This is a genomic window from Diaminobutyricibacter sp. McL0608, assembly GCF_039613825.1.
Taxonomy (GTDB): Bacteria; Actinomycetota; Actinomycetes; order Actinomycetales; family Microbacteriaceae; genus Diaminobutyricibacter.
In genome coordinates, this window is sequence record NZ_CP154826.1 from 1850870 (window position 1) to 1870037 (window position 19168).

Annotated in this window: 16 protein-coding genes and 4 tRNA genes; 13 read left to right on the plus strand and 7 right to left on the minus strand. The window is 66.6% G+C overall.

Annotation, left to right across the window (positions count from 1 at the left end):
- Positions 1-3: 3 nt before the first annotated feature.
- The 3 genes from AAYO93_RS08730 to AAYO93_RS08740 all read right to left on the minus strand — a co-directional run bounded on the left by AAYO93_RS08730 (position 4) and on the right by AAYO93_RS08740 (position 3060).
- Positions 4-1200: a thiolase family protein gene (locus tag AAYO93_RS08730; protein WP_345764591.1), complete on the minus strand. Its 1197-nt coding sequence runs from the start codon at positions 1198-1200 to the stop codon at positions 4-6.
- A gap of 74 nt (positions 1201-1274) precedes the next feature.
- Complete coding sequence (locus AAYO93_RS08735; protein ID WP_345764592.1) at positions 1275-2471, minus strand: HRDC domain-containing protein; 1197 nt, start codon at positions 2469-2471, stop codon at positions 1275-1277.
- A complete protein-coding gene (locus tag AAYO93_RS08740) occupies positions 2464-3060 on the minus strand; it encodes a DUF3000 domain-containing protein (RefSeq protein WP_345764593.1) in 597 nt (198 codons plus the stop codon). Before AAYO93_RS08740 ends, AAYO93_RS08735 begins: the two co-directional genes overlap by 8 nt.
- A gap of 71 nt (positions 3061-3131) precedes the next feature.
- On the opposite strand from AAYO93_RS08740, the gene AAYO93_RS08745 reads away from it, so the two are divergent.
- The gene (locus AAYO93_RS08745; RefSeq protein WP_345764594.1) at positions 3132-4343 is read left to right on the plus strand and encodes an alpha/beta hydrolase family protein; all 1212 of its coding nucleotides are present in this window, start codon (positions 3132-3134) and stop codon (positions 4341-4343) included.
- 8 nt (positions 4344-4351) lie between these two features.
- Here AAYO93_RS08745 and AAYO93_RS08750 read toward each other — a convergent pair whose 3' ends face one another.
- Positions 4352-4795, minus strand: a complete 444-nt coding sequence (locus AAYO93_RS08750) for a SufE family protein (protein WP_345764595.1) — start codon at positions 4793-4795, stop codon at positions 4352-4354.
- A gap of 80 nt (positions 4796-4875) precedes the next feature.
- Positions 4876-5775 (minus strand): sulfurtransferase, encoded by a 900-nt coding sequence (locus AAYO93_RS08755; RefSeq protein ID WP_345764596.1) that lies wholly within the window; start codon positions 5773-5775, stop codon positions 4876-4878.
- A 150-nt stretch (positions 5776-5925) separates the two neighbouring features.
- Here AAYO93_RS08755 and zapE point away from each other — a divergent pair, with 150 nt between their 5' ends.
- The 4 genes from zapE (at position 5926) to AAYO93_RS08775 (ending at position 10335) form a co-directional block, all read left to right on the plus strand.
- The gene (gene zapE, locus AAYO93_RS08760) at positions 5926-6984 is read left to right on the plus strand and encodes a cell division protein ZapE (RefSeq protein WP_345764597.1); all 1059 of its coding nucleotides are present in this window, start codon (positions 5926-5928) and stop codon (positions 6982-6984) included.
- 213 nt (positions 6985-7197) lie between these two features.
- Positions 7198-8472: an ammonium transporter gene (locus AAYO93_RS08765; RefSeq protein WP_345764598.1), complete on the plus strand. Its 1275-nt coding sequence runs from the start codon at positions 7198-7200 to the stop codon at positions 8470-8472.
- 121 nt (positions 8473-8593) lie between these two features.
- Positions 8594-9775 (plus strand): ammonium transporter, encoded by a 1182-nt coding sequence (locus AAYO93_RS08770; RefSeq protein ID WP_345764599.1) that lies wholly within the window; start codon positions 8594-8596, stop codon positions 9773-9775.
- Positions 9776-9825: 50 nt separating this feature from the next.
- Positions 9826-10335, plus strand: coding sequence for a type II toxin-antitoxin system PemK/MazF family toxin (locus AAYO93_RS08775; RefSeq protein ID WP_345764600.1), 510 nt, complete (start codon positions 9826-9828; stop codon positions 10333-10335).
- A 21-nt stretch (positions 10336-10356) separates the two neighbouring features.
- Here AAYO93_RS08775 and AAYO93_RS08780 read toward each other — a convergent pair whose 3' ends face one another.
- Positions 10357-12924: a DUF4062 domain-containing protein gene (locus tag AAYO93_RS08780; RefSeq protein ID WP_345764601.1), complete on the minus strand. Its 2568-nt coding sequence runs from the start codon at positions 12922-12924 to the stop codon at positions 10357-10359.
- Between the two features lie 68 nt (positions 12925-12992).
- Positions 12993-13068, minus strand: a tRNA-Val gene (locus AAYO93_RS08785).
- A 176-nt stretch (positions 13069-13244) separates the two neighbouring features.
- On the opposite strand from AAYO93_RS08785, the gene AAYO93_RS08790 reads away from it, so the two are divergent.
- The 8 genes from AAYO93_RS08790 (at position 13245) to pdxT (ending at position 19164) form a co-directional block, all read left to right on the plus strand.
- Positions 13245-13316: transfer RNA gene (locus tag AAYO93_RS08790), tRNA-Gly, on the plus strand.
- Between the two features lie 70 nt (positions 13317-13386).
- A tRNA-Cys gene (locus tag AAYO93_RS08795) sits at positions 13387-13460 on the plus strand.
- A gap of 26 nt (positions 13461-13486) precedes the next feature.
- A tRNA-Val gene (locus tag AAYO93_RS08800) sits at positions 13487-13561 on the plus strand.
- Between the two features lie 584 nt (positions 13562-14145).
- Positions 14146-14877: a hypothetical protein gene (locus AAYO93_RS08805; protein WP_345764602.1), complete on the plus strand. Its 732-nt coding sequence runs from the start codon at positions 14146-14148 to the stop codon at positions 14875-14877.
- Positions 14878-15048: 171 nt separating this feature from the next.
- Complete coding sequence (gene thrS / locus AAYO93_RS08810; protein WP_345764603.1) at positions 15049-17031, plus strand: threonine--tRNA ligase; 1983 nt, start codon at positions 15049-15051, stop codon at positions 17029-17031.
- Positions 17019-17570, plus strand: coding sequence for an HIT family protein (locus AAYO93_RS08815; RefSeq protein ID WP_345764604.1), 552 nt, complete (start codon positions 17019-17021; stop codon positions 17568-17570). The genes thrS and AAYO93_RS08815 overlap by 13 nt, the downstream gene beginning before the upstream one ends.
- Positions 17571-17717: 147 nt before the next feature.
- The gene (gene pdxS, locus AAYO93_RS08820) at positions 17718-18557 is read left to right on the plus strand and encodes a pyridoxal 5'-phosphate synthase lyase subunit PdxS (protein ID WP_434056682.1); all 840 of its coding nucleotides are present in this window, start codon (positions 17718-17720) and stop codon (positions 18555-18557) included.
- Positions 18558-18588: 31 nt separating this feature from the next.
- A complete protein-coding gene (pdxT, locus tag AAYO93_RS08825) occupies positions 18589-19164 on the plus strand; it encodes a pyridoxal 5'-phosphate synthase glutaminase subunit PdxT (RefSeq protein ID WP_345764606.1) in 576 nt (191 codons plus the stop codon).
- The last annotated feature ends 4 nt before the right edge of the window (positions 19165-19168 follow it).

Below are 19168 nucleotides of genomic sequence, written 5' to 3' on the forward strand. Positions count from 1 at the left end.
CGGCTACGCCTTTCCGTTCCAGTTCGGGTTTTCCCAGATGACAGAGCCGCCCTGGCCGAGTCCGATGCACATCGCGGTCAGGCCGTAGCGAACCTCGGGGTGCTCGGCGAACTGGGCGGCGAGCTGGATCATGAGGCGCACGCCGGATGCGGCGAGCGGATGCCCGATCGCGATCGCGCCACCCCACTTGTTCACGCGGGGATCTTCGTCGTCGATGCCGAAGTGGTCGAGAAGCGAGAGCACCTGGATGGCGAAGGCCTCGTTGAGCTCGAACAGGCCGATGTCATCGATCGTCAGGCCCGCCTTGCGGAGAGCCTTCTCGGTCGACGGAACCGGTCCGATACCCATGATCTCGGGCTCGACGCCGGCGAAGGCGAAGCTCGCCATGCGCATCTTGGGGGTGAGACCGAGCTCCTTCACCGCGTCTCCGGAAGCCAGGAGGCTCGCGGTGGCGCCGTCGGTGAGCGGCGACGCATTGCCCGCCGTCACACGCCCGTGAGCGCGGAACGGCGTCTTCAGGGTGGCGAGACCCTCCAGAGTGGTCTGGGGGCGCATCCCTTCGTCTTCGGTCGCGAGACCCCAGCCGGCTTCGCTGCGGATGGCCACGGACACCAGGTCGGGCTGGATCTTGCCGGCGGCGTAAGCGGCGGCAACCTTCTGCTGGCTGTGCATCGCGAAACGGTCGGCACGCTCCTTCGTGAGCTCCGGGAACCGGTCGTGGATGCGCTCAGCGGTCATGCCCATGTTGAGGGCGTCTTCGCTCACCAGGCGCTCGGCGAGGAAGCGGGGGTTCGGGTCGGCCCCGAAACCCATCGGGTGACGGCCCATGTGCTCGACACCGCCTGCGATGGCGAGGTCGTACTGACCGAATCCGATGCCGGCCCCGAGTGTCGTCACGCTGGTCATCGCGCCGGCGCACATGCGGTCGATCGCGAACCCGGGAACGGATTTCGGCAGGCCCGCGAGGAGCGCAGCGGTACGCCCGAGGGTGAGCCCCTGGTCACCCTGCTGGGTCGTCGCGGCGATGGCCACGTCGTCGATCCGGTCCTTCGGGACGAGAGGGTTGCGCTCCATCAGCCCGATGATCGCCTTGACCACCAGATCGTCCGCCCTGGTGTTCCAGTACTGCCCTTTTTCGCCGGCTCGCCCGAACGGAGTACGGACTCCGTCGACGAAGACGACTTCAGCTCTTTCGGCCACAATGCCTCCCACTTGTCACAGTCGGCTTCGATCCTAAGGTCGGCCCTGCATGGGAAAGAATCGTTTGCCTGAACCTACGAATCGGCTTCGGCAGTGTCGTCGGTCTTTTGGCTGGCTTCCACAAACGACTGGGCGATCACCTGTGCGGTCGCCTCAATTTGCCAGTCTCTGGCACCCAATTCCGCGAGTGCGGCGCCGATCGCCGCAGCCGTCGGATCGGCAGGGGGAGTCCACGCGACCCGACGCAGTGACTCGGGCGTGAGCAGGTTCTCGACGGGGATCGCGAGCTGTCCCGACAGGTCGGTGATGGCCGCACGAGCCGCCTTCAGTCGTGCATCCGCTTCAGGATTGCGGTCCGCCCAGGCCCGGGGTGGCGGAAGGCTCTCACCGTTGCTGCGCATCACCGGAAGATCGTTCGTCGTGCGCCCTGCCTCGATCGCCGCCCACCAGCGGTCGAGTTCGGTGCGGCTGGCGCGACCGTTGAATTCCCGCATCGCTGCGAGAGCGCGCTTGCTCTCCGGCATCGCGCGCGCCGCCGCGGTGAGGGACGCATCCGGAACCAGCCGGCCGGGTGCCACATCCGTCGTCCGCGCCAGCTCGTCGCGCGCCAGCCACAGTTCACGCGCAACAGCCAGGTTGCGGAGGCCGCGGATGCTGTGAACACCCGATAGGCGGCGCCACGGCTCCGCGCGCACAGGTTTGAGGTCGCGCTTCAGTTCGTCCTCGAACTCCTGTGCCGCGATCTCTGTCTTCTCTGCTTCCGCGAGCAGGGCGGCCATCGCGTCGCGCAGGTCGGGCAGGAGCTCCACATCCAGGGCGGCATAGTTGAGCCACGGCTCGGGAAGGGGACGCGTCGACCAGTCGGCGGCCGAATGCTCTTTCGCCAGGTGGATGCCGAGGAGTTCCTCGACGACGGTGCCGAGACCGACGCGGGGCATGCCGAGCAGCCGGGCCGCGAGCTCGGTGTCGAAGATATGCGCAGGATGCAGGCCGACTTCGCGCAGGCAGGCGAGGTCCTGCGTGGCCGCGTGAAGCACCCACTCATCGTCGACGATGGCGGCATTCAGTTCATCGAACCGACCGACTGCCGGCGGGTCGAAGAGGAAGGTGCCGGCTCCGCGCCGGAACACCTGAATCAGATAGGCGCGCTGCGAATAGCGGAAACCGGATGCGCGTTCCGCGTCGACGGCGATCGGGCCATCGCCGAGCGCGATCGCCTCCGTCGCTTCGAGGTAAGCCTCGCGGGAATCGATGACGATATGGTCAGCCACGATTCGCCCGTCGAGTGGAGAGGAGGCTCACGCCCTCTCCCGTCGGGGGCAACCCGGCAAGCATGCAGAGCAGTTCGCCCCAGCCTTCGACGTGTGCGGCCACATCGTGCTCGAGGGGTGTCCAGGATGCGCGCAGCTCGATCTGCGAACCGTCACCCTGCTTGGCCAGTTCGCCGAAACCGGTCGAGATGATCTTGGTCGCCGTGCCGGACGCCGCGGTGTATTTCGCCCCGCGGGCGTCGAGGGCGTCGACCAGCCACGACCAGGCGACATCGGCGAGGAACGGGTCGAGACCGATCTCCGTCTCGAGAGGAGCCTGCGCGAAGCAGACCACCCGGAACCGACCGCCCCAGGCCTCGGGCTCTTCGGGGTCGTACAGGAGGATGAACCGGCCAGTGCCCAGATCTGAGTCGCTTCCGTGACGCGCGGGCCTCACGTCCGCCGCGAGGGCGACGGCGTGCGGTGCGAGCTGCCCGGGTGCCGGGATCTCGGTGATGACGAGTTCCGGCCGCGCCTTGGCCCTGCGAATCGCCTCCAACGCCGCAGTGAACTCCGCTGGAATGCCCGGCGTTGAGGGTGAAGTCGACACGTACGAAGACTAGAGTTCGTAAGCGTTGCGCGAGCGAAGGCACGCCGCTGCAACGGAGGGAGGCAGTTGGCATGACCGGTGGAAACGGGCAGGGAAAGCTCCTCTGGACAGCTGTGGGCGGAGCCGCGGTGCTCGGACTCGCGGGCATCGCGTTCGCCGGGTATGCGATGGCCCGCGTGGCGCGGGCGGTGGTGGTGCCCGTTCGCAAGCGACCGCAGAACCAGCGCATCGTGGCCGTCGACCCGGTGGGACGTACCGTCACGCTCGCCGATACCCCGGATGCGTCGGTGCCGGGACGCTACGGCCTCTGGTTCGACGACGACAGCGGTTATGCCAGGCTCGGCGGCGTCGTCGAACGCTCGAATGGAACCGTCACGCGCTCTCTCCTCGACGTGGTCTTCGGCGAACTGCATCCGACAAGCCGTGCCCGTCTCAGCGGATGGTTCTACCTGACTCCCGAGGAACTCGGGTTCGACGTCGAGAGCGTGGAGATCGAGACCTCGCTCGGCCAGGCGCCGGCGTGGCATGTTCTCGCCGGTGACATGGGCGCCGATCAGGACCGCTGGGTGATCCAGGTCCACGGCTGGGGAGCGGCACGGGAGGAAGGACTGCGCGCGGTGCCGGTGTTCCGCGCTTCCGGGTACTCGTCGCTGCTGATCTCCTACCGCAACGACCGCGACGCACCGGCGAGCGAGGACAAGCGCTATGGTCTGGGCGGAACCGAGTGGCTCGACGTCGAGGCGGCGATCCGTTTCGCCAGGGATCGCGGCGCGAAATCGATCGTGCTCATGGGCTGGTCGATGGGCGGCGCGGTCGTACTCCAGACGATCACCCGCTCCCCGTCTGTCGACCTGATCACCGGGCTCGTGCTCGAATCACCGGTCATCGACTGGATCGACGCGCTCGAATACCAGGCGAAACTACTGAAGCTTCCGCCCGTCATCACTCTCGGCGCCCTGCGCATCATCGGATCGGACTGGGGCGCCCCGATCACCGGCCAGGGGGCGGCCATCGACTTCGCCAGCATGGACTTCGTCGCGCGGGCCGCCGATCTGAGCCTGCCGATGCTCGTACTCCACAGCGACGACGACGGCTGGGTTCCATCGACGAGTTCGCGTGCCCTGGCGATCGCGCGCCCCGACATCGTCACGTTCGTGCCGTTCGAGAACGCGCTGCACACGAAGCTCTGGAATTACGACGAGGAGCGCTGGCGCCGGTCGATCGCCGAATGGCTGTCGGCGCATGTCAACGATTCGAACCGCAGCCGCGCGCGTTCGGTGTAGTTAGCAGGTCAGGCGGCGGCGAGCTTCTCGCGTACCTGGCGCTTCGTGCGGCCGAGCAGTGCGGACATCCCGCGGATGCGCAGAGGCGACACCGCCTGGGTGAGGCCGAGCATCTGGGGAAAGTCGTCAGGCACGGCGAGCACCTCGTCGGAGGTCAGTCCTGCCAGCCCCTGCGCGAGAATCGAGGCGAAGCCGCGTGTCGTCGGCGACTCCCTCGGTGCCGTCGCGAAGAGATGCACCACATCGTGCTCGTCGACCTCGACGAAGATGTACACCGGCGACTGGCATTCCACAACCCGCTCGAAGAGGTCGGGGTGGTCCTGGTACCGCTCGGGAAGCTCAGGCAGGTCGTTCGAGAACTCCAGCAGTAACTGGAGCCGGTCGGGCTGCTCGAGCGCCAGGAAGTCGTCGCGGATCTCCGCGAGCGCGGGGGCGAGTGTCACGTCAGTCATCGGTTCCATTTTCTCTCAGCAACCTGAACGCGGCGAAGCCGGCGGTTCTTCCCTGAGGAACGAACCGCCGGCCGAAGCGATCAGCGCGTCGGAACCTCGCCGCGCTCCGCGCCCTGGATGACGGGCACGCGCACAGCGCTGCCCCATTCGGTCCAGGAACCGTCATAATTGCGCACGTTCTCGAAGCCGAGGAGGTGGGTGAGGACGAACCAGGTGTGACTCGAACGTTCCCCGATCCGGCAGTAGGCGATCACGTCGTCGCCCTCGACCAGTCCAGCCTCCCCTTTGTAGATCCCATCGAGCTCGCTACGGGACTTGAAGGTCGCATCCGGAGCAGCGGCGCGCGCCCACGGCACGGATGCTGCAGAGGGGATGTGGCCGGCGCGGAGTGCGCCCTCGGTGGGGTAGCCGGGGATCTCGGTGCGCTCACCGCTGTATTCCTCGGGCGAGCGGACATCGATCAGCGGCTTGCCCAGGTGCGCGAGCACGTCGTCCTTGAACGCGCGGACAGTCGAGTCGTCGCGCTCGATCACCGGGTACTCGGTCGGCGTCGGCGTCGGGACGTCGGTCGTGATCGCGCGGCCTTCGGAGATCCACTTGTCGCGCCCGCCGTTGAGAAGACGAACATCTTCGTGGCCGAACAGGGTGAAGATCCAGAGGGCGTACGCGGCCCACCAGTTGTTCTTGTCTCCGTAGATGACGACCGTGGAGTCGCGGGTGATGCCCTTCGAGCCTGCGAGCCGTGCGAAGGCCTCGCCCTGGACGAAGTCGCGTTCGACCGGGTCGTTGAGGTCGGTGTGCCAGTCGATCTTCACCGACCCCGGGATGTGACCGGTGTCATAGAGGAGCACATCTTCGTCGGACTCGACGACGACGAGGCCGGGAGCACCGAGGTGCTCCTGTAGCCAGTCGGCGCTGACGAGTCGTTCCGGATGGGCGTAGTCGGCGAAGGACGGGGACGGATCGGCCTCGATGGCCATGAGCTACCTCCTGCTGGCGCCTCGTGGGCGCGGAAACAATCGTGTTGGGTCGGTTTAGGCTTGAGGCCGGACTCCACTCACGAACCTACGCATTAGGCTACGCGGCGCGGATGGGTCCTGTAAGACTTCGACACAAAGGTGCCCAGTTCCATGACTCTCGAACAGACCGGTGCCGTCGTGCGCCTCACCGAGCGCACGCCGACGATCACCGGCGCCGAGATCGCGGCCGAACTGGTGCCACCGCCCCAGTTCGTGCACGCGACGTTCGAGTCGTATCGGCCTGACCACGACTATCCGTCGCAGGCGGACGCTGTCGAGAAACTGAAGACGTTCGCGAAAGCCTGGGAGCCGGCCAGGCCCGCCGGGTTCTTCAGCCGCAGCCGCAAGCGCATCGAGACGAAGCCCGGCGTCTACCTCGACGGAGGCTTCGGCGTCGGCAAGACCCACCTGCTCGCAGCCCTCTGGCACGAGGCTCCCGGCCGCAAGTACTTCGGCACCTTCATCGAATACACCGCACTCGTCGGCGCACTCGGGTACGCCGGCGCCGTCAAGCTGCTGAGCGGCTCGACCCTGATCTGCATCGACGAGTTCGAGCTCGACGACCCGGGCGACACGATGATGATGACCCGGATGCTGTCCGAGCTGGTCGCATCCGGCACCCGCATCGCGGCGACATCCAACACGCCGCCGAACGCGCTCGGCGAGGGCCGGTTCGCGGCCAGCGACTTCCTGCGTGAGATCCAGGCCCTCTCCGGTCACTTCGAGACCGTGAGGATCGACGGGCTCGACTACCGCCGCCGCGACACCGAGGGGCGAGCGCTCACCGTCGAGCCGGAATCCTACGAGAAGACCATCGCCGCACTCGCGTCACGCGGCGAGGCCGTCACCAGCGACGGGTTCGACGAACTCATCGCGCACCTCGCCACCGTGCACCCGTCGAGATACATCAAGATGATCGCCGGCATCGACGTGATCGGACTCACCGACGTGAAAGTGCTCCACGATCAGATGGCGGCACTGCGTCTCGTCGCGTTCATCGACCGCGTCTACGACGCCGAGATCCCGGTCGTCCAGACCGGCGTCCCTCTCAACAGCGTGTTCGACGACGACATGCTCGGCGGCGGCTACCGCAAGAAATACCTGCGGTCGGTCTCCCGCATGATCGCGCTCACCACCGGCGAACTGCCGCCGCACGACGACGAACTCTGACCCCTCGGCATCCGCACGGCTTTTTGTGCACGAATCGGGGGTCGCCTGAAACACGATGTTTACACGCATCCCTCAGCCGTAACACTCGCGAAACACGCGGGCGCATCCACGGAAACCTCTCACCGCAAAACTGACCACACCCCGAAAACGCGCCACACCTGATTGCGTCGACCGGGACATCGTGTGCAATCACTAGAGAGGTAGACCATTCGTATGTTGCTACATTCAGCAGCGGCCTATGACGCCCAGACAGCAGTCAACTCGCTTTGGCTCCTCGTCGCGGCCGCGCTCGTTCTGCTCATGACCCCCGGGGTCGCCTTCTTCTACGGCGGCATGGTCCGCGCCAAGAGCGTCATCAGCATGATGATGATGAGCTTCGGCGCCATGGCCATCGTCGGAGTCCTGTGGGTGCTGTACGGCTACGGGCTCTCGTTCGGCCCGGCGTCGATCCCTCACGTCCTCGGCACGCCCGACTGGGGCCTGATGAGCCTGATGGGCAAGGACGGTGTGACCCCCGACCTGAACGGACTTGCCTTCGCCGGCTTCCAGGCGACCTTCGCGATCATCACGGTGGCGCTGATCTCCGGCGCGATCGCCGACCGCGCGAAGTTCGGCGCGTGGATGGTCTTCGCCGCCATCTGGGCGACGGTCGTCTACTTCCCGGTCGCCTTCTGGGTCTTCAACCTTCAGCACGGCTGGATCGTCAGCATCCTCCACGTGAACGACTTCGCGGGTGGTACAGCGGTCCACATCAACGCCGGTGCGGCCGGCCTCGCACTCGCCCTGGTGCTCGGCAAACGCGTCGGATTCCAGAAGGGCATGGCTAAGCCGCACAACGTCCCGCTCACCCTGCTCGGCGCGGCACTGCTCTGGTTCGGCTGGTTCGGATTCAACTCCGGTTCCGAGGCGGCTGTCGACGGCGTCGCAGCGATCGCCTGGATCAACACCCTCGCCGCTCCGGCAGCTGCGACACTCGGCTGGCTGATCGTCGAGAAGCTCAAGGACGGCAAGCCGACGTCCATCGGTGCAGCATCCGGTGCCGTCGCGGGTCTTGTCGCGATCACCCCGGCGTGTAACATCCTGACCCCGTTCTGGGCGATCATCCTCGGTCTGCTGGTCGGCGCGATCTGCGCGATCTCGATCGACCTGAAGTTCAAGCTCGGCTTCGACGACTCGCTCGACGTGGTCGGCATCCACCTGATCGGTGGTCTGGTCGGAACGCTCTACATCGGCTTCTTCGGTCTGACCCACGTCGACGGCGATCCCACGAAGCCGTACTCGAGCCTCCTCTACGGCGGCAGCTTCCAGCAGCTCGGCGCACAGGCTGTCGGCGCCTTCTCGGTGATGATCTACTCCTTCGTCCTGGCGTATGCCATCGGCTGGGTCATCCAGAAGACGATGGGCTTCCGGATCAAGAACGAGGACGAGCTGGCGGGCGTCGACACCGTGGTTCACGGTGAAGAGGGCTACGCGCTCGAGAACGCCTGATCCTCCAGCACCAGCGAGCGGGGTGTCGCCTTCGGGCGGCGCCCCGCTTCGCGTGTGCGGTCCGCACCGGATGGGCGGCCCAGTAGCCTATGACCGTCGCCACACACGTCAGGAAGGACCCATGGACGCAGCTGCCCAGGTGGATGCTCTCCTGCTGCTGGTCTCGGGCGCCCTCGTCTTCGTCATCGTCCCCGGATTCGCGCTCCTCTACGGCGGAATGATCAGCAGCGCCGGCGCGGTGTCGGCGATGCGCGCGACACTGGTTGGTGCCGGCATCGCCGGGGTGCTGTTCGTCATCGGCGGATACGGGATGCTGTTCGGCGCCCCGCTCATCCCTCATGTCACCGGCGTCCCGGGGACGGTTCCAGGCGACGCGTTCGCTCTGGCTCGCGCCTGCTATGCCGGTGCCGTGTGCGTGCTCGCCGTCGCGATCGTGGCATCGGCCGTCGCGCCCCGCATCACCCTGCGCGGCTGGGCGTCGTTCGCCGTCATCTGGGTGGTGCTGGTCTACCTTCCGGCCGGCTACGCCGTGTTCAATCTGATGGACGGGTGGGCGTCGGCCGCGTTCGGGGTGATCGACTTCGGCGGCGCGATCCCCGTGAGCGTCGCTTCAGCGGCGGGGGCCGCCGGCATCCTGCTGGTCTGCGGCCGGCAGCCGTCACACGAGGTCCGCGCGCGCCGGAATGTGCCCATCATGGCCGTCGGAGGCGCGCTGGTCTGGTTCGGCTGGTTCGGCCTCGCCATCGGCTCGGAGGGATCCGTCGACGGGTTCACGGCGCTCATCTGGGTGAACACCCTGACGGCCTCGGCCGCGTCGACCATCGCCTGGGTGACGGTCGACCGCATCATGATGCGGCGCCCGACGGTGGCGAGCGCCGTCTGCGGTGCCGTGGCGGGTCTGATCGCGATCACGCCCGCATCCGGCATCATCACGACGGGATGGGCCCTGTTGCTCGGAGCGCTCTCGGGGATCGCGTGCGCAGTCATCGTCGACGTCGCCGCGCGCGCACAATTCGGGACACCGATGGTTGTCGTGGTCATCCACCTGGTCGGAAGCCTGGTCGGGCTGCTTTTCATCGGGCTGTTCGCCAACGGGACCGGGATGGTCTACAGCGGTAACTTCGACCAGCTCGGCGTTCAGGCTCTGGCGACCCTCATCGTCGCGGTGTGGTCCTTCCTCATCTCGTGGGGCGCCGCCTACGTCATCCAACGTACGATCGGGTTGACCGCCACGACGCACATCTCGTGGCGCGACGACGCGCCCGCCGAACCTGCGGACAGCCCGGCCGACGCGACCGAATAGTCCGTGTCCCGGCTGATCCGGCACGCAACCGAGCCGGTAATGTGCAGTGGGTGTTCTCGCGCCTCTTCTCCGCCATCGCATCCCTGTTCCGACCATCTGTCCGTCCGCCCCGTCCCGCGGGATTCGAGGCGTCCCCCGGCCAGTACGGTGCATCGGCGACCGTCGAGGTCGACCCACGTCGGGTCGGTGCCGTGACCATGTCCTACGCCCCGCGGATCGACGGCGACGCCGATCCCGGCGAGATCGTCTGGACCTGGGTGCCCTACCAGGAGCGGGATGGCCGGGGGAAGGACCGGCCGGTGCTGGTCGTCGCAGCGGAGAGTGCCGGAACAGTGCTCGCCGTGCAGCTGACCAGCCAGGAGCACCCCGGGCGACCGCAGTACATTCCGATCGGGACCGGACCCTGGGACGGGCAGCGGCGTCCGAGCTGGGTCAACCTCGATCGCGTCTTCCGTCTGCACCAGAGCGGCATGCGACGCGAGGCGTCGGCGCTGGGGGAGCGCGAGTACGCACAGGTGCGCTCCGCGCTGGTCGGCCGCTACGGCTGGGCGTCCCGCTGACCCGCGGCGAACGAGCGGCGGCTACACCTGCCCGGCCTCTGCCAGCGCTTCAGCGACGGCCTGCTCGACCGTGAGCTCTCTTCCTTCGGCGATCGCGGCATCCAGCTGCGGCCCGGATCCGCTGGCGCTGAGCTGATCCAGGTACGCCTGGTGGAAGGTGAACATCGGCCCGTTGTGGAGTCCGCTCCGTTCGCGCAGAGCACGGGCCGCGCCCGCGAGGCGGCCTGCACGGTCCACGTCACCGGCGAGGGCGGCGACGGCGACCATCCCTTCGAGACCGTAAGCGAGACCCTCGACATGACCGAGGCTCGCCGAGACCCGCACACTGAGCGCGAAATCCGCGCGGGCGTCGTCCACAGATCCCAGCTTCAACTCTGTCCAGCCGAGATGGTACGAGGCGATCCGCTCGCCGATGGCGTCGCCGGTCCGTTGCGTGATGGCGAGGCTCTTCTCGAAACGATCGAGCGCCTCCGGGAGCTTCTGCTCGAGCAGCGCGACGCGGCCGAGGAGGACCAGCGCCATGGACTCACCCCACTGGCTGCCTGATCCGCGGAAGAGCGCCAGGCTCGTCTCCATGACCTCGCGAGCCCGCACGGTGTCCGGCTTTCCGCCCGCCATCAATGCGAGCGCCAGCGAGATCAGGGTCAGGGCCTCGCCGTCCGGGTCATGTGTCTGATGGAACAGGTCTGCACTGGTGGTCAGATCGGCGGCCACGCTGCCGTCCGGGTCGCGCCAGAACATGATCGTGCGGCTGAAGTACAGTGCGATCGCCCTGGTGTGGTCGGCAAGGGAATCTCCGGAGCGCAGGGCGAGGTCCATCCAGGTCCGCACCTCACCGAGCAGCCCCGACACCCACCAGTACAGGTAGAGGCTGAACGCCAGCGTGGCGGCACGATCCCAGTCACGGGAGTCGAGGAGGTAGCGTTCCGCCGCCCGCAGGTTCTCCCGCTCCTCGCCCAGCCGCTGCATCCACTCGTGCTGCTTCTCGCCCTTGAGCTCGTCTTCCACACGGTCTCCCAGGTCGAGGAAGAACCGCGCGTGAGCGTCCCGCACGGCCGCGAGCTCGCCGCTTCCGGCCAGCCGTTCGCGGGCATACTCACGCACGATCGCCTGCATGCCGAATCGCGGGCGATCGGCACTCACCGTCTGGCTGACGAGGCTGCTGTCGACAAGGGCGGTGAGGTCGGTGAGAACGTCGCTCACCGCATCCGTGGCCCCGTCGTCGCCGACGGCTTCGGCCGCTTCGAGTGAGAATCCGCCCTCGAACACGCCGAGCCTGTCGAGAAGATGCCGTTGCGCGTCGTCGAGGAGCTGGGTACTCCACTCGATCGTGCGACGCAGCGTCTGCTGGCGCTCGGGCAGGTCGCGCGAACCCGAGACGAGGACGTTGAGCTGCCGGTCGAGGCGTTCGAGCAGTTCTGTCGGCGAGAGCACGCGTACCCGCGCCGCCGCGAGCTCGATGGCCAGCGGCATCCCGTCGACTGCGGCGCACACACCCGAGATGGCCATCGCGTTGTCCTGCGTCAGTTCGAAGTCGGGCTTGACCGCTCGGGCGCGTTCGACGAACAGATTCATCGACGATTCCTCTGCGAGCGGACCGACCTCGTAGCTGTGCTCTGCGCTCACGCGCAGGAGAACGCGACTCGTGACGATCATCGCCACCCCCGGCGCGGACGCCAGCAACGACGTCAGCATCGGCGCCGCGTCGAGCACCTGCTCGAAATTGTCGACCACGAGAAGGATGTGCCGGTCGTGCAGGGCGGTGATGAGGTTGTCCATGATCGGCGCGTCGCCGGTGTCACGGACACCGATGGCCTGCGCGATCGCATGGAGGACGCGCTCCGGATCGGGGACCGCGGAGAGGTCGACGAACGCGACACCGTCCTCGAAAGCGTGCGCGACCGTGCTCCCGGCGGCGATCGCCAGACGGCTCTTCCCGATGCCGCCCGGGCCGGTGAGCGTGACGAGTCTGGCGCCGGCGTCGAGCATCCGCCCGATCTCGGCGATGTCCGCATCCCGTCCGATCAGCTCGGTGAGCGGCATCGGCAACCGCACCGGCTCTGCTGCGCGGTCGGCGTCTTCGAGGACGACTGCCGCAAGTCTCGCCTGGCTCTGCTCGAACCGCTCCGCGAGCATCGTTGCGAGGTCGGCCTCGATGAGCCGGCCGAGTTCCTTCGCGGATTCGAAATACTTGTAGGCGGCCAGGTCGTCGTGGCGGATGCGGTCCAGCAGCGCCGAGAGCCGCGGTTCGCGGGAATCCGCCGGCGCCTTCACATAGAGCAGGCGAGGCACCTCGCTGGGGCACAGGTTGTACTCGTCTTCGAGTCCTGACACGTCCTCATCGGGCGCGGTCCAGCCGTAGCGCTCCCAGTACAGGCCGACGAACACGTCGCTCTGGTCGAGATAAGCGCGATAGAGCTCACGCGGGGGATGGGGACTTGCCCCGAGCTCGAACATGACCGGCGCGAGGTGCAGGCGTTCGATCGCCGCTCGGGCCGCCCTTCGCTCGGGTGCGAGTTCCTGCAGGGTGGAACTGACGAAGATCCGCAGCCGCTGATCCGGCGTGCGGATAACATGAGCGCTCCTCATGTGTGAATTCTGTTGCTGTTCTCAGCAATAGTCCAGTGGTAGACCGACTGGTCAGCAAGGATTTTATGTGGTGGGCGATACCGGACTCGAACCGATGACCTCTTCCGTGTGAAGGAAGCGCGCTACCAACTGCGCCAATCGCCCGCTGCATGCCGTGTGCCGGCTGCGAGTCTCGATACTAGCCGACCGAAGTGCGCCGTGCATAAACGCGCGCCGCGCCTCTCCAGTCGACACGCGCGGAATACGAAACACAACCGTGTCAGTTTGAATATCGATTGAAGTATCGCTACAGTTTCAAAGCACGCAGAAATGCGAGCAATGCGGATGTGGCGCAGTGGTAGCGCATCACCTTGCCAAGGTGAGGGTCGCGAGTTCGAATCTCGTCATCCGCTCGAGTACAGCCTGATCGAAAGGTCGGCTGCTCATGGTGGACAGCCCGATGTATTGAGGTTTGGCCGAAGCGGTGGATTGGCCGAGAGGCGAGGCAGCGGCCTGCAAAGCCGTATACACGGGTTCGAATCCCGTATCCACCTCCAACCTGAAGCAGAAACGCAACAGGCTTGGGCGATTGGCGCAGCGGTAGCGCGCTTCCCTGACACGGAAGAGGTCACTGGTTCGATCCCAGTATCGCCCACCAGCGAAGCCCCGGCAGAGATGCCGGGGCTTCTGTCGTCTGTCCCTCCTTCACGACCTGAGCAACCGGCAGGGCCGTCTCCGGGCGTGACTGCGCGCGTTCGGAACGTTTGCGGTCGCTCGACACGGGGGTCAATCGCGCCAAACCACCGCATGCGCAGGGGACAGGGCATCCTGTCCAGAATCGTGCACGTCTGCAATAAGTGATGCGAAGTCGTGATCAACGCTCTATATCTGCCGGATTCACGACCCGCTAGCGTGCATCTCATGGGCAGAATGGTCGGTCTCCTGGCGGTCGCATCCTCCATCGTCGTATTAACAGGCTGTTCGGCGCCGACCGGCGATCCTACCCATTCGCACACTGCTGCGCCCGCAGTCGCCGCGCCGACCCCGACACCCGCCGCGCCCGCCGAACCGGGCTGGCCGTACTCGATCGGATGCGCGGACATCCTGACCGAGGCCCAGGTACAAGCGAACGTCACCGCGACCGTGTCGATCAGGGCGGACGAGACCGCAGCACCGTCCCGGTTCACAGCTGTCTCGCTATCTGACGCCGGTGGGCTCAGCTGTGTCTGGGGCGGTGCCAATATGACCGACAGCTCCTACGATGCCGGGGTCACCCTGACCATCCTGCCGAAGGCCGCGGCGGCATACGCTTCCCGCCCCGCCTCGACCGCCAGCCCATGCAAGGCGTGGGGGTGCTGGGAGGACTTCCTCGTGGGCGATACCTGGGTTGAGATGCGTTATTCCGACTCAGGGCAGACGGACAACACGACAGACGTCCAGGCCAAGGTCGACGGATTGAAGACCATCATCGCCGACAGACTCAGCTCACTCGGGGTGCCGCAGGCGTCGTGGTCCGCGCCCGAGGGAAGCCTCACCGCAGGGCAGGCCTGCGTCAGCTCGGGGGCTGGCCTCGTAGCGGGCGCTATCGGCGTCGACCCCTCGACGCTCCGACTCGACACGCAACCCACCGACTCGTTCCAATATTCGTCAGTGAACGCGCGGTCGGGGGACACCTACTGCCGGTGGCTGATCGGGTCGGGCTACACGTCGTCGACGACCGTCGAGGTCATACCGGGAGGGTCGTGGGCCTATGCCGGCGTCAGCGCTCCTCTCCTCGCCGGCGCTACCGAGGTCGGCACCTTCGCGCCTGCCGTCATACCAGGCGCCGACAGCGCCGTCGTCGCCTGCAGCGACCACTGCAGCGCTGTCGTGAGCGCGCAGCACAGTCTCGCGATGTTCACCACTGAGTCGACGAAGGACCCGGCGACGTTCACCGCTGAGGTACAGCGGCTCGTCGCCTCGCTCGCAGGCTGAGCTGCTTGTGCGAGTGACTGCGCGCGTTCGGAACGTCTGCGGTCGCTCGACGCGGGGGCAATCGCACCAAACCACCGCAGAGGCGGCCGGGGGAGCTGATCTGGCACGAAGCGCCCGGCGCCCGCTACTACAGTTGAAGAAACCAATCGACGACTCTAGGAGTGGAACAAGGTGGCTGACGGCTTCGAGCTCTTCACCGATCGTTCCGTTGTCGCAATGCGCGTCAACGGCCAGCTGAAGGACCTCGCCACGCAAGTCACGTCCACCGACACCGTCGAACCCGTCACGATCGACTCGCACGACGGGCTGAGCATCCTGCGTCACTCCGCGGCGCACGTGCTCGCGCAGGCCGTGCAGTCCGTCAACCCGAAGGCGAAGCTCGGCATCGGTCCGCCCATCACCGACGGCTTCTACTACGACTTCGATGTCGCGCAGCCGTTCACACCCGACGATCTCAAGGCACTCGACAAAGAGATGGCGCGAATCATCCGGGCCGGCCAGCGCTTCGTGCGACGGGTCGTGACCGACGACGAGGCGCGCGTCGAGCTCGCGAACGAACCGTACAAACTCGAACTGATCGGGCTCAAGGGTGGCGCCCTTCCCGGCGACACGGCCGCCTTCGATGCCGAGGAGAGTGTCGAGGTCGGCGGTGCTGAACTGACGATCTACGACAACGTCGATCCACGCACCGGCGAGACGGTGTGGAAAGACCTCTGCCGCGGCCCGCACCTGCCCAACACGCGGATGATCGGCAATGGCTACGCGCTCACCCGACTGGCCGCCGCCTACTGGCGTGGGTCGGAGAAGAACCAGCAGCTGCAGCGCGTCTACGGAACGGCCTGGCCGACCAAGGACGAGCTGCGGGCGTACCAGACCCGGATGGAGGAGGCCGCCAAGCGCGACCACCGCAAGCTCGGTGCCGAACTCGACCTGTTCAGCTTCCCCGAGGAGATCGGGTCCGGTCTCGCGGTGTTCCACCCCAAGGGCGGCATCATCCGCAACGAGATCGAGAACTACATGCGCGAGCGTCTGATCGCGAACGACTACGAGCTCGTCAACACACCGCACATCACCAAGGCACACCTGTACGAGATCAGCCAGCACCTCAACTGGTATCGGGAGGGTATGTTCCCGCCCATGCACCTCGACCAGGAGGTGGACGCGGACGGCAACATCACCCGTCAGGGCCAGGACTACTACCTGAAGCCGATGAACTGCCCGATGCACAACCTGATCTATCGTGCGCGCGGCCGCAGCTACCGGGAGCTTCCGCTCCGCCTCGCGGAGTTCGGCACCGTGTACCGGTACGAGAAGAGCGGCACGCTCTCCGGCCTGACCCGCGTGCGCGGTCTCACCCAGGACGACGCCCACATCTACGTCGCCGACGAGCAGATCAAGGACGAGGTCGCCCGGCAACTCGAGTTCGTGCTCGAAACGCTCCGCGGTTATGGACTCACCGACTTCTACCTTGAACTCTCGACGAAAGACCCCGACAAGTACGTCGGGTCCGACGAGAGCTGGGAGCAGGCGACCGAGACGCTCCGTGAGGTCGCCATCGAGTCCGGGCTGGAGCTCGTCGACGATCCCGGCGGAGCCGCTTTCTACGGGCCGAAGATCAGCGTCCAGGCGCGCGACGCGATCGGTCGCACCTGGCAGCTGTCCACCGTGCAGCTCGACTTCAACCAGCCCGAGCTGTTCGAGCTCGAGTACAACGCGGCCGACGGAACCCGTAAGCAGCCGGCGATGATCCACCGTGCGCTGCTCGGCTCGATCGAGCGCTTCTTCGCCATCCTGCTCGAGCACTACGCCGGTGCCTTCCCGGTCTGGCTGTCGCCGGTGCAGGTCGTGGGCATCCCTGTCGCCGACACGTACGGGCCGTTCCTCGACGACGTGATCGGCCGCCTCAAGGCTCGCGGTGTGCGCGCGGAGGTCGATCACTCCGACGACCGGATGCAGAAGAAGATCCGCACCCACACGAAGGCGAAAGTGCCGTACCAGCTCATCGTGGGCGAAGAGGATGCCGCGGCAGGCACCGTCAGCTTCCGCTTCCGAGACGGCAGCCAGCGCAACGGCGTGACGGTCGACGACGCCATCGAGCGGATCGTCGCTTCGATCGCGTCGCGCGAACAGGTCACCACGGCATGGCTCGACTGAGCATCGACGACCCGAGCTACCTGGTCGGCGTGCCCGACGAGTTCCAGCGGCTCTGGACTCCGCATCGCATGGTGTACATCCAGAACAACCAGCAGCCCGGTCAGGATGAATGCCCGTTCTGCCACGCTCCGAAGATGAGCGACGAGGATGCTCTCATCGTCGCGCGCGGAACGTTTGCCTACGTGATCCTCAACCTGTTCCCGTACAACAGCGGGCACCTGCTGGTCTGCCCGTATCGGCACGTTGCGATGTATGACGAGGCGACGCCCGAGGAGGTCGCCGAGATCGGGAGCCTGACGCAGACCGCGATGCGCGTCATCACGCAGGTCTCGCACAACGACGGCTTCAACATCGGGATCAACCAGGGCGCAGTCGCGGGCGCCGGAATCGCCGGGCACCTGCACCAGCACATCGTTCCCCGATGGGCGCAGGATGCCAACTTCTTCCCGATCATCGCGAGGACGAAGGCACTTCCACAGCTGCTCGGAGACGTGCGGGCAGCGATCGCGGCGGCATGGCCGTCGCACCCCGACGAGTAGAATCGTCACAGCGTAGTTCCCGCCGCAGCGGCGCCGGAACAGATCAGCGTGCCGCGCGAGGCAGCGGCACCAGGAGAGGACACAGTGAGCGAGACAACCACCGCCGAACAGTTCGGTTCGAGCCGCGTCAAGCGAGGGCTCGCCGAGATGCTGAAGGGCGGCGTCATCATGGACGTCGTGACGCCCGAGCAGGCGCGCATCGCAGAAGATGCCGGTGCAGTCGCGGTCATGGCGCTCGAGCGCGTTCCGGCTGACATCCGGTCGCAGGGCGGCGTCGCGCGTATGAGCGATCCCGATCTGATCGAGGCGATCATCGCCGAGGTGTCCATCCCGGTGATGGCGAAGGCTCGCATCGGCCACTTCGTCGAGGCGCAGGTGCTGCAGGCGCTCGACGTCGACTACATCGACGAGTCCGAGGTGCTGAGTCCTGCCGACTACGTCAACCACATCGACAAGTGGGGCTTCACCGTCCCATTCGTCTGCGGTGCGACGAACCTGGGCGAGGCGCTCCGCCGCATCAACGAAGGCGCTGCCATGATCCGCTCGAAGGGCGAAGCCGGTACCGGTGACGTGTCTGAGGCGACCAAGCACATCCGCAAGATCAAGGGCGAGATCGCGGCCCTCAGCTCGATGAGCAAAGACGAGCTGTACGTCGCTGCCAAGGAGCTCCAGGCGCCGTACGACCTCGTGGTCGAGGTCGCGGAGACAGGCAAGCTCCCCGTCGTGCTGTTCACCGCAGGTGGCGTCGCGACGCCCGCCGACGCGGCGATGATGATGCAGCTCGGCGCTGACGGCGTGTTCGTCGGCTCGGGTATCTTCAAGTCGGGCAACCCGGCTCAGCGTGCGGCGGCCGTCGTCAAGGCGACGACGTTCTACGACGACCCGTCGGTCATCGCTGAGGTCTCCCGCGGACTGGGCGAAGCGATGGTCGGCATCAACGTCTCCGACCTGGCCGCCCCGCACCGCCTCGCAGAGCGTGGCTGGTAGCCCAGACGCGCCACAGGCGCCGCGTGTCGGAGTGCTTGCACTCCAGGGCGATTTCCGGGAGCACATCTCGGTGCTGCACGGACTGGGGGCGGATGCCGTCCCCGTCCGTCGCGCATCCGAACTGGCGGACGTCGCGGGTCTGGTCATCCCGGGCGGCGAGTCCAGCGTCATGGACAAGCTGGCCCGGACCTTCGGTCTCGCCCAGCCGCTGAAAGATGCGATCGCCGGGGGACTTCCGGTCTACGGAACGTGCGCCGGCCTGATCATGCTGGCGGACACCATCCTCGACGCCATCCGGGGCCAGGAGAGCCTCGGGGGCCTCGACGTGGTCGTGCGTCGTAACGCGTTCGGCTCCCAGCTCGACTCGTTCGAAACCGATCTGGACATTCCCGCGGTGGGCGACGAGCCGATGCACGCCGTGTTCATCCGGGCACCCATCGTCGAGAGCGTCGGGCCGGCCGCGACACCGTTGGCGACTCTGGCCGACGGGCGGGTCGTCGCCGTGGAGCAGGGCAATCTGATCGGAACATCGTTCCACCCCGAGATGACAGGGGACACCCGGTTCCACAAGTACTTCCTGCGGCGCGTCACTGAACGAGCAGCCTGAGGCT

Coding starts and splice junctions, on each gene's coding strand:
- AAYO93_RS08745 (WP_345764594.1), top strand. CDS start 3,132: ATGACCGGTGGAAACGGGCAGGGAAAGCTCCTCTGGACAGCTGTGGGC.
- AAYO93_RS08750 (WP_345764595.1), bottom strand. CDS start 4,795: ATGACTGACGTGACACTCGCCCCCGCGCTCGCGGAGATCCGCGACGAC.
- AAYO93_RS08755 (WP_345764596.1), bottom strand. CDS start 5,775: ATGGCCATCGAGGCCGATCCGTCCCCGTCCTTCGCCGACTACGCCCAT.
- zapE (WP_345764597.1), top strand. CDS start 5,926: ATGACTCTCGAACAGACCGGTGCCGTCGTGCGCCTCACCGAGCGCACG.
- AAYO93_RS08765 (WP_345764598.1), top strand. CDS start 7,198: ATGTTGCTACATTCAGCAGCGGCCTATGACGCCCAGACAGCAGTCAAC.
- AAYO93_RS08770 (WP_345764599.1), top strand. CDS start 8,594: ATGGACGCAGCTGCCCAGGTGGATGCTCTCCTGCTGCTGGTCTCGGGC.
- AAYO93_RS08780 (WP_345764601.1), bottom strand. CDS start 12,924: ATGAGGAGCGCTCATGTTATCCGCACGCCGGATCAGCGGCTGCGGATC.
- AAYO93_RS08805 (WP_345764602.1), top strand. CDS start 14,146: ATGACCGACAGCTCCTACGATGCCGGGGTCACCCTGACCATCCTGCCG.
- AAYO93_RS08815 (WP_345764604.1), top strand. CDS start 17,019: ATGGCTCGACTGAGCATCGACGACCCGAGCTACCTGGTCGGCGTGCCC.
- pdxS (WP_434056682.1), top strand. CDS start 17,718: ATGCTGAAGGGCGGCGTCATCATGGACGTCGTGACGCCCGAGCAGGCG.